Below are 15797 nucleotides of genomic sequence, written 5' to 3' on the forward strand. Positions count from 1 at the left end.
AAATCCTGACATCAAGCACGTTTACCCCGCTCATTGCATGCATCCCTGAACAGAAATTAACGATGAATTCAAAGCATGCTATCAGCGTCGCAACGATCCTGCTAATTACAGTGATGCCGCGCGTCAGCGCCGAGGAGATCGGCGGCGGACAACTGGTGTGGCTGTTGCTAAGCGAAGGTATCAAGCAGCAGTTCAGGCCTCTTGCGGCGGCAAGCGGTCAGGAGACGCGGGCGGCGCCCGCGGTGGTATCAGCGCAGAAAGCTCCCAACGCGTGTGAGGTACTTCAGTGGGACCGTGAAGCGTTCGGCAAGCCCTCTATGAGCATATTTCGCCCTGGCAAATACTGCCTGGACCAGGATTATGAATTCAACTGCTCAATTTTTGATCATGGCTGTGGTGGCAAGATGATCGAAATCCGGGCCAGCAATGTCGACCTTGATTTTCGTGGTCATACGCTACGCCTGTCCGGGACACGCGGCTACAGCGGCGTGTGGGGATTTGGCCAGAACATTCGTGTTCACAACGGTCGCATTGAAGGGGCCGGTGCAGGCATCATGCTTATGAACCGGAACAATTCTCCTCAGGTTGCGTATCCCGCCATGCTAATTAACGAGAAAGACGTTTTTACTGAAACCAACTTTGTCGTGGAAAACATGCAGTTTAGCAATGTGGTCACTGCGGTCATGATGGCTGGCATAGGCAACCAGATCCGCGATAACCAGATTGATGCCACGCTCAGCGCCAAGACTACCAGCGGCCCGCCGTTTGCGCTGCTCAGCTATGGCCCGTCCGCGCGCATCGAGCGCAATACTTTGCGCTTGCATGACCTCACGCCAGGATCGAACGGCTATGCGATATATCTGCGTTCTGCCGATGGCACGGTCGTTGAGGGCAATACCGTGCATGTAGATGACACGCCCAACGGCACCATTGGCGTCGGGCTGAGTAACAGCAAAGGCGTCTCATTGCGACGAAACCGGATCGATACGGAAAAATCTACTGAGCTCGATGGGCGCAGCAACATGCAGCAATGAATCCAAAGCGTTTGAAAATCGAATCGATTTAATTGGCGACAGACTGCGCCTGGCCCCGTAAAGGCCAGCTGGAACGCCAACCTCTAGAACATTTACCCGGCTGGCTACATTGCGCAAACCCGCACTGAACAGAAATAGATCAACGATGAATTCAAAGCATGCTATCGGCGTCGCAGCGATCCTGCTAATTACAGTGATGCCGCGCGTCAGCGCCGACGAGATCGGCGGCGGACAACTGGTGTGGCTTTTGCTGAGCGAAGGCATCAAGCAGCAGTTCAGGCCTCGTTCGGTGACAAGCGGTCAGGATACGCAATCGGCGCCCAGGGTGGCGCCAGCGCAGAAAGGTTCGAACGAGTGCGAAGTACTTCAGTGGGACCGTAAAGCGTTCCGCAAGCCTTCGCTGGCCATCTTTCGCCCTGGCAAATACTGCCTGGACCAGGACTATGAATTCAACTGCTCAATTTTTGATCATGGCTGTGGTGGCAAGATGATCGAAATCCGGGCCAGCAATGTTGACCTTGATTTTCGTGGTCATACGCTACGCCTGTCCGGGACACGCGGCTACGGCGGCGTGTGGGGATTAGGCCAGAATATTCGCATTCACAACGGTCGTATCGAAGGCGCCGGAGCCGGCATCACGCTGATGAACCGTGGCAGTTCCCCTCAGAATGGCTATCCCTCCAGGCCGCTCAACACGGAAGATGTCTTCACCGATACCGGCTTCGTGGTGGAGCGCATGGAGTTCAGCGACGTGCTCTTTGCGGTGATGGTCGCCGGCAGCGGCAACCGGATCCGCGACAACGTGATCGATGCCACGCTCGACGCCAAGGCCAGCAGCGGGCCGCCCGTTGCGCTGCTCAGCTATGGCCCTTCCGCGCGCATCGAGCGCAATACTTTGCGCCTGCATGACCTCACGCCAGGATCGAACGGCTATGCGATCTATCTGCGTTCCGCCGATGGCACGGTCGCCGAGGGCAATACCGTGCGCGTGGATGACACGCCCACCGGCACGATTGGTGTCGGGCTGAGCAACAGCAAAGGCGTCTCGTTGCGACGGAACCGGTTCGATACGGAAAAATCCACTGAGCTCGACGGGAGCAGCAGCATGCAGCAATGAATCCGAAGCGTTGGAAAATCGAATCGATTCAGTGGCAGAAGACTGCGCCCGGGCCAGCGGTAGAGGCCAATCGGAACGCCAACCTCAAGAACATTTACCCGGCTGGCTACACTGCGCGACCCAACGATGAACAGAAATCCACGATGAATTCAAAGCATGCTATCGGCGTCGCAGCGATCCTGCTAATTACAGTGATGCCGCGCGTCAGCGCCGAGGAGATCGGCGGCGGGCAACTGGTGTGGCTTTTGCTGAGCGAAGGTATCAAGCAGCAGTTAAGGCCTCGTTCGGCGACAAGCGGTCAGGATACGCAATCGGCGCCCGCGGTGGCGCCAGCGCAGAAAGGGCCGAACGAGTGCGAAGTACTGCAGTGGGACCTTAAAGCGTTCCGCATGCCTTCGCTGGGCATCTCTCGCCCTGGAAAATATTGCCTTGATCAGGATTATGAGGTCGAATGCTCGATTTTTAGTCATGGCTGCAGTGGCGAACTGATCCATATCCGCGCTAGTAATGTCGATCTGGATTTCCGTGGCCACACGCTGCGCGTGTCAGGGGCACGCGGTTATGGTGGCGTCTGGGGATTGGGTCAGAATATCCGGGTTCATAATGGTCGTATCGAAGGGGCCGGCGCTGGGATCATATTAGCGAACCGGGGCAGCTCTCCCCTGCGGGCTTTCCCTAGCATGCCCCCTAATTCGGATGACTTTTTTACCAATACAGGATTCGTGGTGGAGCACATGGAATTCAGTGACGTCAACAGCGCGGTTATGGTCTCCGGCAGCGGGAATCAGATCCGCGATAACAAGATAAGCGCCACTCTCCATAGCACGAGCAGTGCCAAAACATCTTTCGCGCTGCTCAGCTACGGCCCATCCGCGCGTATCGAGCGCAATACTTTCCGCTTGCATGACCTCACGCCAGGATCGAACGGCTATGCGATATACCTGCGCTCCGCCGATGGCTCGATCGTCGAGGGCAATACCGTGCGTGTGGATGACACGCCCTCCGGCACGATTGGCGTCGGGTTGAGCAACAGTAAGGACATCTCGTTGCGGCGAAACCGGATCGATACGGAAAAATCCACCGAACTCGATGGGCGTAGCAGCCTGCAGTCGACAAATTTGAACAACATCGAACGCAAGGACGAATAATCCGGCTTCGAAAAGCCTCGGTTCAGGCCCGCCCTGCCGCCCGGACATCAAGGTCAATGCGGTACAACAAGCACCCCAAGCCGAGCCTTCTGAATGTGCGGTGCCCATAACAAAAAAGGCCTGCAACCGAATGTTGCAAGCCTTTTCTATCACAGCGAATCCTGGTGGGAAGTGCAAGTTTCGAACTTGCGACCCCTGCAGTGTGAATGCAGTGCTCTACCCCTGAGCTAACCTCCCAACGAAGCATTATTATAGGTGCGGCATTGATACACGTCAAGGCACTGTTGAGTCACGCAGCAGTGCGCCAGACGCACGTGCCCTTCACCGCCTTGTCCAGGCCGTTGAGCAGCTCCTCGTGTGCGGCCGCTTCGCTGTCCGTTGCCCGGACGACGATAATTTCGGCCAGCGCCACCTGCTCCAGGTTCAGGCCGCCGCCAACCGCTTCTTCCTCGACATCCATGCCCAGGCTGTTTTGGCCGCGCGTCATCGACAGATAGACGTCGGCCAGCAGTTCGGCATCGAGCAATGCGCCGTGCAGCTTGCGGTGCGCGTTTGAAATGCCGTAGAAATCGCACAGCGCATCGAGCGAGTTGCGCTTGCCCGGACGCAGCTCCTTGGCCTGCACGAGCGTGTCGATCACGCCGCCGATATGCTCGTCGAACGGCGGCAGGTTCAGCGCGCGGAACTCGTGATTCAGGAAGCCCAGGTCGAACGGCGCGTTGTGGATGATGACTTCGGCGCCCTGGATGTATTCCCGCAGTTCGTCCGCGATCTCGCGGAAGCGCGGCTTATCGGCGAGGAATTCCGTGGTGAGGCCGTGCACCGCCAGCGCGCCCTCTTCCGAATCGCGGTCAGGATTGATATAGCGGTGGAAATTATTGCCGGTCAGCTTGCGGTCGACCAGTTCGACGCAACCGATTTCAATGACGCGGTTGCCCAGCTTGGGATTGATACCGGTGGTTTCGGTATCGAGAACGACTTGACGCATGGTAGATGAGGCTTTTCAGGAACAGCCGCGCAGTATAGATGATCTCTGCACCACGCGGCGAAACGGGCTGCCGATGGCAACCCGCGGGATTTTTTCGCTTGTATTTCGTTAATATTCCGCCCGATTTACGGCCGTGGTTCGCTTATTTGCCGCGCACCGCATCGACGCCGCGGTTCGCCAGCATGTCGGCCCGCTCGTTGCCGGGATGGCCGTTATGGCCGCGCACCCAGCGCCAGTCGACCTTGTGCACCGATTGCGCGGTGTCGAGCGCCTGCCACAGGTCGGCGTTTTTCACCGGTTCCTTCGCCGCCGTTTTCCAGCCACGCGCCTTCCAGCCATGGATCCATTCGCTGATGCCCTTCTGCACGTACTGGCTGTCCGTATGCAGCGTGACTTCGCAGGGCCGCTTCAGCGCGTTCAGCGATTCGATGACGGCCTGCAGCTCCATCCGGTTGTTGGTGGTGTTCAGCGCGCCGCCGAACAGTTCTTTTTGCGCTTCGCCCGCCACCATCAGCGCGCCCCAGCCGCCGGTGCCGGGGTTGCCCTTGCACGCGCCGTCCGTGAAAATCTCGACTTTATCCATGTTCCCTGTGTTTGTTCGTTGCAGGCACCGCCACCGGCGATTTGGCCTTCTTCTTGCTCCAGGCTGGCCCGATCAGCCGCATGCCCTTGACGCGCTTGATCGCCTGGACGACATACACGGCGCCGAAATACGGCCACCAGCGTTCGCCCGCGCGATCCATGAATGCGTAGCGCGCCAGCCAGCGCTCGGTGCGGCAGGCAGGCGCATAACAGCCGAAGTGGCTGTGGCTCACGCTCATGTTCAGCAATTTTAACCAGTCTTTCATGCGCGGCATAGAAATGAGCTCGGCGCGCGGCAGGTAGCGCGTGCCCGTGACCCTGCCCCGCATCTGGCGCAGGCCCCACAGGCTGGCAGGATTGAAGCCGCAGATGATCAGCTGCCCCTCCGGTATCAGCACCCGTTCCACCTCGCGCAGCACCTGGTGCGGGTCGGCGGACAGTTCCAGCACGTGCGGCAGCACCACCAGGTCCAGGCTTTGCGACGGGAACGGCAATTCGGTGGGATCGAGCGTCAGCGTGACGGGCCGGCCGCCCGCCTCGACGGTACGGCCGGGCAGCGTATCGGCCAGCCATTTATGCGGCATCCGGTTCGCCGCCAGCGCATCGAGCTGCGGCATGCCGATCTGCAGCGCGTTATAGCCGAAGATATCGGCGGTCAGCATATCGAGCCGGCGCTGCTCCCAGGCGCGCGCATAGGTGCCTGCCGGCGTTTGCAGCCAGCTGTCCAGCGCTATAATGGATTTTTCGGATGTTGCGCTATCCATGCGTTCCCTTGGCGATGACTGAATCCACTCCCGTGTCTAGTTCCGTGCATGCTTCCGTGCCTGCTGTTCCAACCGCCTCCCCGGCCGCGTCCGCCTCTGAGGCCGCATCCGGGTCCAGCCCCGCTTCTCTGCACATACTGCCCGTTCCCGCCTTCAGCGACAACTACCTGTGGCTCATCCACGATGGCCGCCATGCCGCGGTCGTCGATCCCGGCGATGCCGCGCCCATCCTGGCCGCGCTGCGCGAGCATGCGCTGACCCTTACCGCCATTCTACTCACCCACCACCATCGTGACCACATCGGCGGTGTGCCGGCCTTGCTGCAATGCCATGATGTGCCCGTGTACGGCCCGCGCCATGACGGCATCGCGGCCGTCACCGTGCCGCTGGGCGAAGGCGACCGGATCACGGTGCCGGGTCTCGGGCTGGAACTGGCGATAATGGATGTGCCAGGTCATACGAACGGCCACATTGCGTACTACAGTGATAGCGAGGAAGCGGGTGGCGAAGGAATGCGCCGGCTGTTCAGCGGCGATACGCTGTTTGCCGGAGGCTGCGGGAGGCTGTTCGAGGGTACCCCGGCGCAAATGGCGGCATCGCTGGACAAGCTGGCTGCGCTGCCGCCTGACACGCAGGTTTTTTGCGCGCACGAATACACCTTGTCGAACTTGCGGTTTGCGCTGGCGGTCGAACCCGGCAACGAGGCGTTGCAGGCGCGCATGGCGGTGGATTCGGCAAAACGGCGGGACGGCGTGCCGACCGTGCCGAGCACGATCGGCATCGAACGTGCGACGAATCCCTTCCTCCGTTACCGCGAGCCACGGATCGCACAGCGGCTTGCCGCGGATGGCAAGGTGGCACCGGATGCGGCGCCGCTGGCCGTGTTCGCCGCGCTGCGCGAATACAAGAACCATTTTTGACAGGAATATGTATGGAGAAAGTCAGGTTTTACTACGACCCGATCAGCCCCTATGCGTGGCTGGCAACCAAGCAGATCGCCCGCATCGAGGCCGCGGGCGTGCACCTGGAAATGGAGCCCGTGCTGCTGGCGGGCCTGCTGAAGGCGCATGGCACGAAGGGTCCGGCCGAAGTGCCGGCCAAGCGCGAATTCCTGTTCCGCGATGTGATGCGCATCGCCGATGCGCACGGGCTGCCGTTCCGGGGGCCACCCGGGCATCCGTTCAATCCGCTGCTGGCGTTGCGCATGTGCCTGGCGATCTCGTCGCTGACGAGCCGGCGGCGCTTCACGTTCATGCTGTCGCAGGCGTGCTGGGAACGGGGGCTGGATATTTCGAGTCCCGCCGTGCTCAAGCAGCTGGCGGCCGAATGCGACCTGAATGGCGAGGCCTTGCAGGCGGCGGCAGGCGAACCGGCCATCAAGCAGGCGCTGATCGATGCCACGGAGAGTGCCGCCGCGCTCGGCGTGTTCGGCGTGCCCACGTTCAGCTACATGGGTGAGCTTTTCTGGGGCGGCGACCGCATCGACCTGCTGCTGCGGCGCATTGCCGGGCACCGGATCGATGAAGCGCGGCTGAAGGAGTTCCTGGCCCGCCCCGCGCTGGCCGAGCGGCAGCTGTAACGGCCGGGGTCAGCGGCGTATCGCGGGGCCAGGCAGCCCGGGTTTGCCCGGGCTGCCGGCTTGCGCGCTCGGACTTGCTTGCTCAGATTTCCTCGTACAGCGGCAGCGTGAGGAATTCGGCAAACGATTCGGACGTCGACATCTCCTCGAAGATCCGGGCGGCGCGCCCGTAGTTCGGGCTCGTGCCGTCCGGGGCCGATGCCTGCACCTTCGGCAGCTCTTCGGCGATCATCGTCCGCACGATGTCGGCCGTGACCTTGCGGCCGTCATCGAGCACGCCCTTCGGCGAGCGGATCCACTGCCACACCTGCGAGCGGCTGATTTCGGCCGTGGCCGCATCTTCCATCAGGTTGTGGATCGGCACGCAGCCGTTACCGCCGAGCCAGCTGCCCAGGTAATGGATGCCCACGTTGATGTTGTAGCGCAGGCCCGCTTCCGTGATCGGCGCTTCCGGCTGGAAGTTCAGCAGGTCGGCCGCGGTCACTTCGACGTCCGGCCGCTGCTTGCCGATCTGGTTCGGCGCATCGCCCAGCACCTTCGTGAACTCGGCCATTGCCGGAGCAACCAGGCCCGGGTGGGCGACCCAGCCGCCGTCGTAGCCGTCGGTGGCGTCGCGCGACTTGTCGCCGATCACGCCGGCCATCGCCACGGCGTTCTTTTCCGGATCGTTCTTGATCGGGATCAGCGCGGACATGCCGCCGATCGCCGGCGCATTGCGCTTGTGGCAGGTCTTCAGCAACAGCAGTGCGTAAGAGCGCATGAACGGCGCGGTCATCGTCACCTTCGGCCGGTCGGCCAGGCAGAAGTCCTTGTCCAGCTTGAATTTCTTGATGCAGCTGAAGATGTAGTCCCAGCGGCCGGCGTTCAGGCCGGCGCTGTGCTCGCGCAGCTCGTACAGGATCTCGTCCATCTCGAACGCGGCCAGGATCGTTTCGATCAGCACGGTCGCCTTGATGGTGCCCTGCGGCAGGCCCAGCTCATCCTGCGTCATCACGAAGATGTCGTTCCACAGGCGTGCTTCCAGGTGCGATTCCATCTTCGGCAGGTAGAAATACGGACCTGCGCCGCGCGCCAGTTGCTCGCGGGCGTTATGGATCATGAACAGGGCGAAGTCGAACACGCCGCCGGAAATACGCTTGCCGTCGACCAGCACGTGCTTTTCATCCAGGTGCCAGCCCCGCGGGCGCACCACGAGCGTGGCGGTTTTTTCGTTCAGCTTGTACGACTTGCCGTTCTGTTCCAGCGCGATGGTCCTGCGGACGGCATCGATCATGTTGATCTGGCCGGTAATCTGGTTGTCCCAGTTCGGCGTGTTCGAATCCTCGAAGTCCGTCATGTAGCTGTCGGCACCGGAATTCAGGGCGTTGATGACCATCTTGCGCTCGACCGGGCCGGTAATTTCCACGCGGCGGCATTGCAGCGCGGCGGGAATCGGCGCAATGGTCCAGTCGCCGGCGCGCACGTGCGCCGTTTCAGCGAGGAAGTCCGGGCGCTCGCCCGCATCGAGGCGTTTCGCACGGACCACGCGGGCGGCCAGCAATTCCTGGCGGCGCGGCTCGAACGCACGCGACAGCTTCGCCACCAGCGCCAGCGCTTCCGGCGTCAGAACGCTTTCGTAACCGGGCTTGATCTCGCCCGTGATTTCCATACCTGCCGGTAACGTGATGCTCATGTCGATCTCCTTGTGCTCTGGTGAAATTGGATGCCTTGCAGTATATTGACTGCAAACATATCTAAACAAGACAAATAATCACTTCATCTGTGCGAATTTGTCATAAATCGAGACCATGGCACAGTTCAAGCAGATTTCCACTTTCGTGGAAGTGGTCGCGCGAGGCAGCTTGTCCGCTGCGGCGCGCGCCGAGGGTATCGCACCGGCCGTGATCGGCCGTCGCCTCGATGCGCTGGAGCAGCGGCTGGGCGTCAAGCTGCTACAGCGTACCACGCGCAAGCTCGCGCTGACCGACGAAGGCGCAGCGTTCCTCGAGGATTGCCAGCGCATCCTGGCGGACCTGGAAAGCGCCGAAGCGGCGGCCGCCGAACGCAGTGCACGGGCTACCGGCCACCTGCTCATTTCGGCCCCCGCCGGCTTTGGCCGGCATCACGTGGCGCCGCTGATTCCTTCGTTCGTGGCCGAGCACCGCGACGTGACGGTGACGCTGAACCTGGCCGACCGCGTGGTCGACCTGATCGGCGAAGGAGTGGACGTGGCCATCCGCATCGCCACCCTGGAAGATTCCAATCTCGTCAGCCTGAAGCTGGCGGACAACCGCCGCGTGGTGGTCGGCGCGCCCTCTTACCTGCAGCGCCACGGCGTGCCGAAAACCCTCGACGACCTGACGCGCCACAACTGCATGGCCATCAGCAGCGCCGGCAGCCAGCGCGGCTGGACGTTCCGCGACGGCAGCAAGAACGTCACGCTGCGCACGGCGGGCAACATGAGCTGCAACGACGGCGCCGTGCTGCACGACTGGGTGCTGGCCGGCAAGGGACTGGGATGGCGGTCCATGTGGGAAGTGGGTGCGGATATCCAGGCGGGCCGACTGGTCACCGTGCTGGACGAGTACGCGGCACCCGGCAACGACAACATCTACGCGGTGTTCGCACAGCGGCGGCACTTGCCGTTGCGGATCCGCGCCTTTGTCGACTTTCTGCGGCGCACGTATGCGCAGCCCGGCTACTGGGCCAAGGGCTGACGAGCCGGCGCCGCGCCCTGTACTGTCCGGCCCGCGAAGCTAAGCCGCGGGCCCGCAGCTGCTGGGGTCCGCCGGGGCCCGCCGGATTCACGCGTGGCGATTGGACACCTTGAAGGATGCATCGCGCGTCATAGTCATGAAGGCGACAGGCAAAAAAAAATCCCCGGAAACCGAGGATTTTTTGATCGTTAGATCCAGCGTATTACAGCGGCTGAATGTTCGATGCTTGCTTGCCTTTAGGACCAGCGGTCACATCGAAAGATACGCGTTGGTTCTCTTGCAGGGACTTGAAGCCGTTCGACTGAATCGCCGAGAAGTGAGCGAACAGATCTTCGCCGCCTTCGTCAGGGGTGATAAAGCCGAAACCCTTCGAATCATTGAACCATTTTACGATACCAGTTGCCATTACAATTCCTATTACAGTTAAATGAGCTTGCGCCCGTGATATCGTTTGAAGCAAGTATGCAATGGCAGACAAACTGCACTACCCTTGAATCTAAACGATCCCGCATTATACCGAATGCAGCGCCAAAAGCACGTCGTGAGGCACGATTTCGTGAAAATAATCCAAAATTTCCAAAAATCTTCACTACTGTCGAGCGAAAAGTGATGAGAAGCACACGATTCACAATGCCATCGCCCGGAAATCAGGCAAAGGATACTGTGGAACAATGATTCACGACACTTTCGGTGCTCGGGAGACTGCACAACGAACAGTCATGAAGAACAGCGCGGAAACCAGAAAAACCAGGAAACTTCAGGTGGAACTACAGTTGCACTGCAGGTTGAAATCTCAGGTTGCTTCGGGATGTCCGTAATGTTTCCTCGTGCCATCGAAATGCCCGCCTCGCAAGAATGCCCTCGCGTCGTTCGGCATATGTGTAACTATAGACAATATCAGCCGTGACCGTTTGATTAATGTCAATCGTGCGGCAGATATGTTGTTGCGCGGGGATTGTCGCTTGCCCAGTCGAGATAGGCCTGGATTTGCGGCAGCAGTTCTGGCCACCCCGCCATATTGCCGCCATGTTCATTCATCAGGCCGCGCACGGCCTGTTCGAGCCGCCGCGCCTGTTCGCCGAGCACGGTAAAACCGAACGAACCTGCCGAACCGGCCACGGTATGCAATGCCGCCTGCAGGCGCGCGAGCTGTTCCCGGTCCGGCGGCGTTCCGGCCGGCGCGAGGGCATCGGCGATCGCCGCCATGCGTGCGGGCACGCTGGCGGCGAACATGTCGCCCAGTGCCTGCAGGTGGGCGCGGTAGTTGGGGTCGAGCGGCGCGGCCACGTGATTACTTGGTGCCGAAGATGCGGTCGCCCGCGTCGCCCAGGCCGGGCACGATATAGGCGTGATCGTTCAGGTGCGAATCGAGCGAGGCGCAGTAGATCTTCACGTCCGGATGCGCGTTCTGCACCACGGTGATGCCTTCCGGCGCCGCCACCAGCGCCAGGAAGATGATCTGGTCGTCGGGCACGCCGCGGTTCTTCAGCACGTCGATGGCGTGCACCGCCGAATTGCCGGTCGCCACCATCGGGTCGCACAGGATGAAGATACGGTCGACGAGATCCGGCAGCCGCACCAGGTATTCGACGGGCTGATGGGTTTCGGGGTCGCGGAATACGCCGATGTGGCCCACGCGTGCCGACGGCACGAGGTTCAGCAGCCCGTCGCTCATGCCGATGCCGGCACGCAGGATCGGCACCACGGCCAGCTTCTTGCCGGCGATCACTGGCGCATCGATCGTCATCAGGGGCGTTTCGATTTCGCGCGTGGTCAGCGGCAGGTCGCGGGTGATTTCATACCCCATCAGCAGCGTGATTTCCTTCAGCAGTTCGCGGAACGTGCGGGTCGACGTGGCCTTGTCGCGCATGTGGCTCAGCTTGTGCTGGATCAGCGGATGATCGGTGATGAACAGGTTCGGGAAGCGCGGATCTTGTTTCATATATATCTAGGTGCAGACGGTTTGTGTCCCGCATTATCCCAGCCAGCCACGCGGGCTGTCCATGCCAGGTTCGAAAAAACCGGGGCAGTTCCTTTAGGACACTGGCAACGCACGCGCAAGGATCGCCGCGCAATCGGTTCCCGCGGGCAGCCGGCCGTACGCCCCGCCCGGCTCGCGCGCCAGCCGCGAAGCGACGAAGGCCGATGCCACGAACCCCGGTGCATGCCGCAACAGCAGGCCCGCCTGCACGGCCAGCACGATCCGTTCGGCCAGCACGCGCGCACCGGATTCGTCGGCCTCGAACCGGGCGAGATCGCCGTTCAGCTGCGCGGTAAAGCGGGCATAGTCGGCATTGCCCGTGCCGGCGATTGCCAGTTCCGCAGCCAGCGCCTGCGCGGCGGCGGGCGAGCGGCCGAACGCACGCAGCACGTCCAGGCACATCACGTTGCCCGAACCTTCCCAGATTGAATTGACCGGCAATTCGCGGTACAGGCGCGCCAGGTCGCCGTCCTCCACGTAGCCGCCGCCGCCCAGCACCTCCATCGCCTCGGCGCCAAATCCGGGCCCGCGCTTGCAGATCCAGTACTTGCCGGCCGGCGTGAGCACGCGTGCCAGCAGTGCCTCGCCGGCATCGTCCGGGTGGTCGAAGCAGCGCGCCAGCCGCAACCCGAACGCCGTGGCCGCCTCGGATTCGAGCGCCAGGTCGGCCAGCACGTTCTGCATCAGCGGCTGCCCGGCCAGCGGCTTGCCGAACGCATGGCGGTGGCGCGCGTGGTGCAGCGCGCGCGTGAGCGCCGCCCGCATGATGCCGGCCGAACCGAGCACGCAGTCGAGGCGCGTGTGGCTGGCCATCTCCAGGATCGTGGCGATGCCGCGCCCCGGCGCACCGAGCAAATGTCCGCACGCGCCGGCGAACTCCACTTCCGACGACGCGTTGGAGCGATTGCCCAGTTTGTCTTTCAGGCGCTGCACGCGCACCTCGTTGTGCGTGCCGTCCGGCAGGAAGCGCGGCACGAGGAAGCACGACAGGCCGGCGCCGGAATCGGTCTGCGCGAGCACGAGGTGGGCGTCGGCCTGCGGCGCGGAGAAGAACCACTTGTGGCCCACCAGCCGGTACGCGCCTTCCGCGTCGTCGCCGAAGATCGCGCGCGCCTGCGCCGGGTCGAGCGGCTCGGCGTGCGTGGTGTTGCTGCGCACGTCCGAGCCGCCCTGCTTTTCCGTCATGCCCATGCCGATCAGGGCGCCCTGCTTGCGGTCGACGGGCAACGGCCTGGGGTCGTATTCGCGCGACAGGATTTTCGGCAGCCAGCGCTGCGCCAGCCGGGGCGTTTGCCGCAGCGCAGGTACGCTGGCGTACGTCATCGTCACCGGGCACTGCGAACCGTTTTCCACCTGGCCGAACAGGATGTAGCGCGCGGCCCGCGCCACCTGCCCGGCGGGCTCGCTGCCATCCCATGGCGAGGCGTGCGCGCCGGCGCCGATCAGCAGCTCCATCAGCGCGTGCCAGGCGGGATGAAATTCGATCTCGTCGATCCGGCGGCCGTTCCGGTCGAAACTGCGCAGCACCGGTGAATGGGCATTGGCCAGCCGGGCCAGGTCGAGCGTTTCCTCGCGGCCCAGTTGCGCGCCCAGCGCCAGCAAGCCCTCCACGGCGCCGGCGCCGCCTTCGCGCTCGACCGCCTCGCGCAGCGCGGGATCGCAGCCGAACAGGTTCAGGTTGCCGAACGGCGGCACCCCGTTGAACACCTCGTGCGTATCGAATTGGCGCATCGCAGTCTCCGCCGGCATCCCGGCCACCATTGTGTTTTTTCCAGCCTAGCGGAAACGACATGGCGCTGCAAGAACAAGGCGCTGTCACGTGACGGCGCCCGGAACAATGCCGGCGTGCCCGGCAGCATCCGGTTGAATAAAACAAGGCACCTGATTGCGGGCACCGCAGCAACAATTTGCGGAAACCTGCGTAAATGTTGCCTCATTTCATGTAATTTCTTGGCGTAAAGTGATACATTCACGCACACGTGACCGACCGTCTCGCCCGGATCGCGCGTACTGCAGGAGTCACTGCAAGAGATACCAGCACAACAGTACAGCAACCTCATGCTTTCCAGTTCCACCACGCCACTGCCGGAAAATGCCCGGCACGCTGTCGACGCCATGCTCGAAGAAGCCGGCGACATTGTGTTCCGGCTCGATCCCTTCGGACAGATCCTGTTCGCCAGCCGCCGCGCCACGGCGCTGCTCGGCGCCGGCCATCCGGTGGCGGGCCGGCGGCTGCACGATTTCGTGTCCGGCCTCGACGGTGCGGCGCTGACGGGCGCGCTGGCAGGGCTGGCCGATACCGGCCTCGCGCGGCTCGAACTGCGCGTGCAGCCGCCACAAGGCGAAGTGTGGTTCGACCTGCGCCTTTCCAGCTATCCGGATGCGGAAGGCTCGACCGGCGTGCTGGTGGTGGGCCGCGACCTGTCGGCGCAGCAGGCCACCGAGGAACGCCTGCGGCACATGGCCACGCACGATACGCTCACCGGGCTGCCCAACCGCCTGCTCCTGGCGGACCGGATCCGGATGACGATCGCGCAGGCGCGCCGCTCCGGCCAGGGCTTCGCCGTGGCGGCCATCGGACTGGACAGTTTCAAGAAAGTCAACGACGGCCTCGGCCATCCGACCGGCGACGCGGTGCTGCGCCTGGCGGCAAGCCGGCTGCGCAAGACGCTGCGCGACAGCGATACGCTGGCGCGCGTTGGGGGCGACGAATTCGTGGCGGTGCTGCCGGGCACGTTCAGCGAACAGCAGGTGCGCCTCGTCACCGGCCGCCTGATGGCCACCCTGCAGGCGCCGTTCGAGGTCGACGCGCACACGATCCATATCGGCGCATCGATCGGCGTGGCCGTCTACCCGCAGCACGCCGAGGACGACCTGCGGATCGTCGCGCTGGCCGATGCCGCGCTGTCGCGCGCGAAGGAAACGGGCAAGGCCCGCTGCGTGGTCTACAGCCCGCGCCAGAACGGCCCGTCCGAACACGACATCTCGCTGGAAGCGGCCATGTTCCAGGCCGTGCGCGAAGGCGAATTCATGCTGCATTACCAGCCGATCGTCGATGCCCGCACGCGCGAGATCGAGGGTTTCGAAACCCTGATGCGCTGGAAGCACCCCACGCTGGGCATGGTCTCGCCGGCACGCTTCATTCCGATCGCCGAAACCAACGGCCTGATCAACCTGCTGGGCGCCTGGGCCCTGAAAGCGGCCTGCGTGCAGCTCAAGCAGTTCCAGGAGGTGGCGAAACGGCCGCTGTACATCTCTGTTAATATCAGCCCCCGCCAATTTCGCAACGACAAGTTTTTAGACGTGCTAGACGATGCCATCACCTATTCCGGCCTGTCCGGCGAACATCTCGTGCTGGAAATTACCGAAGGCACGCTGATGATCGATCCGGCCCACGCCGAAACCATTCTCGGCAAGATGGCCGAGCGCCGCGCCCGCATCGCCATCGACGATTTCGGCACCGGCTACTCGTCGCTGGCCTACCTGAAACGCTTCCCGATCTCGGTGCTGAAGATCGACCGCGCCTTCATCCGCGACCTGCCCGGTTCGCAAAAGGATGGCGCGATCTGCAACGCCGTGCTCGACCTGGCGCGGCACCTGTCGCTGTCGGTCGTTGCCGAAGGGGTCGAAACCGAGGAACAGCTTGCCTATATGCGCGAACGCGGCTGTCAATATATCCAGGGCTACCTGACCGGCAAGCCGATGGCCGCCAATGTCGCCATCGCGGCGCTGAACGAGCGTCGTTACAAAGATGTACTGGGCGAAGATGTCCTGCGCGACGATGTGCTGCGTGCGGATATGCCGCGTGCGGATGCGGCGCGCACCCACGTGTTGCGGGTGGTCCAGTGAACCGGTCACCCATCGCCGCCCCGGCGGACGCCGCCGCCGTCACGGCCCAGGGCGAACAG

Annotated in this window: 15 protein-coding genes and 1 tRNA gene; 7 read left to right on the forward strand and 9 right to left on the reverse strand. The window is 62.6% G+C overall.

The genetic code is table 11. From position 1 onward, the window contains the following. Positions 1-62: 62 nt before the first annotated feature. From GJV26_RS28565 to GJV26_RS28575, 3 genes are all read left to right on the forward strand, one after another. Complete coding sequence (locus GJV26_RS28565; RefSeq protein WP_155711945.1) at positions 63-1034, forward strand: NosD domain-containing protein; 972 nt, start codon at positions 63-65, stop codon at positions 1032-1034. A gap of 145 nt (positions 1035-1179) precedes the next feature. Continuing rightward, positions 1180-2151, forward strand: coding sequence for a NosD domain-containing protein (locus GJV26_RS28570; protein WP_155711946.1), 972 nt, complete (start codon positions 1180-1182; stop codon positions 2149-2151). Further along, complete coding sequence (locus GJV26_RS28575) at positions 2148-3299, forward strand: right-handed parallel beta-helix repeat-containing protein (RefSeq protein ID WP_155711947.1); 1152 nt, start codon at positions 2148-2150, stop codon at positions 3297-3299. The genes GJV26_RS28570 and GJV26_RS28575 overlap by 4 nt, the downstream gene beginning before the upstream one ends. A gap of 162 nt (positions 3300-3461) precedes the next feature. Here the strand turns inward: GJV26_RS28575 and GJV26_RS28580 are convergent. The 4 genes from GJV26_RS28580 to GJV26_RS28595 all read right to left on the reverse strand — a co-directional run bounded on the left by GJV26_RS28580 (position 3462) and on the right by GJV26_RS28595 (position 5633). Further along, a tRNA-Val gene (locus GJV26_RS28580) sits at positions 3462-3536 on the reverse strand. Between the two features lie 52 nt (positions 3537-3588). Further along, positions 3589-4287 carry a DNA polymerase III subunit epsilon gene (dnaQ, locus tag GJV26_RS28585; RefSeq protein WP_155711948.1) on the reverse strand — a complete coding sequence of 233 codons (699 nt, stop codon included), beginning with the start codon at positions 4285-4287 and terminating at the stop codon, positions 3589-3591. Positions 4288-4429: 142 nt separating this feature from the next. Next, on the reverse strand, positions 4430-4870 hold the full coding sequence (rnhA, locus tag GJV26_RS28590; RefSeq protein ID WP_155711949.1) for a ribonuclease HI: 441 nt from the start codon (positions 4868-4870) through the stop codon (positions 4430-4432). Further along, entirely contained in the window at positions 4863-5633 is a 771-nt protein-coding gene (locus tag GJV26_RS28595; RefSeq protein ID WP_155711950.1) for a class I SAM-dependent methyltransferase, read from the reverse strand. Before GJV26_RS28595 ends, rnhA begins: the two co-directional genes overlap by 8 nt. Positions 5634-5761: 128 nt before the next feature. Between GJV26_RS28595 and gloB the strand changes: the two genes are divergently transcribed. Continuing rightward, positions 5762-6553 (forward strand): hydroxyacylglutathione hydrolase, encoded by a 792-nt coding sequence (gene gloB / locus GJV26_RS28600; protein WP_229419705.1) that lies wholly within the window; start codon positions 5762-5764, stop codon positions 6551-6553. 11 nt (positions 6554-6564) lie between these two features. Next, a complete protein-coding gene (locus GJV26_RS28605) occupies positions 6565-7212 on the forward strand; it encodes a 2-hydroxychromene-2-carboxylate isomerase (protein WP_155711951.1) in 648 nt (215 codons plus the stop codon). A gap of 82 nt (positions 7213-7294) precedes the next feature. On the opposite strand, the gene aceB is transcribed toward GJV26_RS28605, so the two are convergent. Then, complete coding sequence (gene aceB, locus GJV26_RS28610) at positions 7295-8884, reverse strand: malate synthase A (protein ID WP_155711952.1); 1590 nt, start codon at positions 8882-8884, stop codon at positions 7295-7297. 115 nt (positions 8885-8999) lie between these two features. On the opposite strand from aceB, the gene GJV26_RS28615 reads away from it, so the two are divergent. Continuing rightward, a complete protein-coding gene (locus tag GJV26_RS28615; protein ID WP_155711953.1) occupies positions 9000-9908 on the forward strand; it encodes a LysR family transcriptional regulator in 909 nt (302 codons plus the stop codon). Positions 9909-10110: 202 nt separating this feature from the next. Here the strand turns inward: GJV26_RS28615 and GJV26_RS28620 are convergent, their stop codons facing one another. The 4 genes from GJV26_RS28620 to GJV26_RS28635 form a co-directional block, all read right to left on the reverse strand. Continuing rightward, entirely contained in the window at positions 10111-10314 is a 204-nt protein-coding gene (locus GJV26_RS28620; RefSeq protein WP_131145893.1) for a cold-shock protein, read from the reverse strand. 515 nt (positions 10315-10829) lie between these two features. Beyond that, a complete protein-coding gene (locus GJV26_RS28625) occupies positions 10830-11195 on the reverse strand; it encodes an Hpt domain-containing protein (protein WP_189441778.1) in 366 nt (121 codons plus the stop codon). Between the two features lie 4 nt (positions 11196-11199). Continuing rightward, positions 11200-11850 carry a uracil phosphoribosyltransferase gene (gene upp / locus GJV26_RS28630; RefSeq protein WP_155711954.1) on the reverse strand — a complete coding sequence of 217 codons (651 nt, stop codon included), beginning with the start codon at positions 11848-11850 and terminating at the stop codon, positions 11200-11202. Between the two features lie 93 nt (positions 11851-11943). Further along, positions 11944-13620: an isovaleryl-CoA dehydrogenase gene (locus tag GJV26_RS28635; protein ID WP_155711955.1), complete on the reverse strand. Its 1677-nt coding sequence runs from the start codon at positions 13618-13620 to the stop codon at positions 11944-11946. Between the two features lie 327 nt (positions 13621-13947). Here GJV26_RS28635 and GJV26_RS28640 point away from each other — a divergent pair, with 327 nt between their 5' ends. Continuing rightward, a complete protein-coding gene (locus tag GJV26_RS28640) occupies positions 13948-15738 on the forward strand; it encodes a putative bifunctional diguanylate cyclase/phosphodiesterase (protein ID WP_155711956.1) in 1791 nt (596 codons plus the stop codon). Positions 15739-15797 lie beyond the last annotated feature (59 nt).

Source organism: Pseudoduganella dura (genome assembly GCF_009727155.1).
Taxonomy (GTDB): Bacteria; Pseudomonadota; Gammaproteobacteria; order Burkholderiales; family Burkholderiaceae_D; genus Rugamonas; species Rugamonas dura.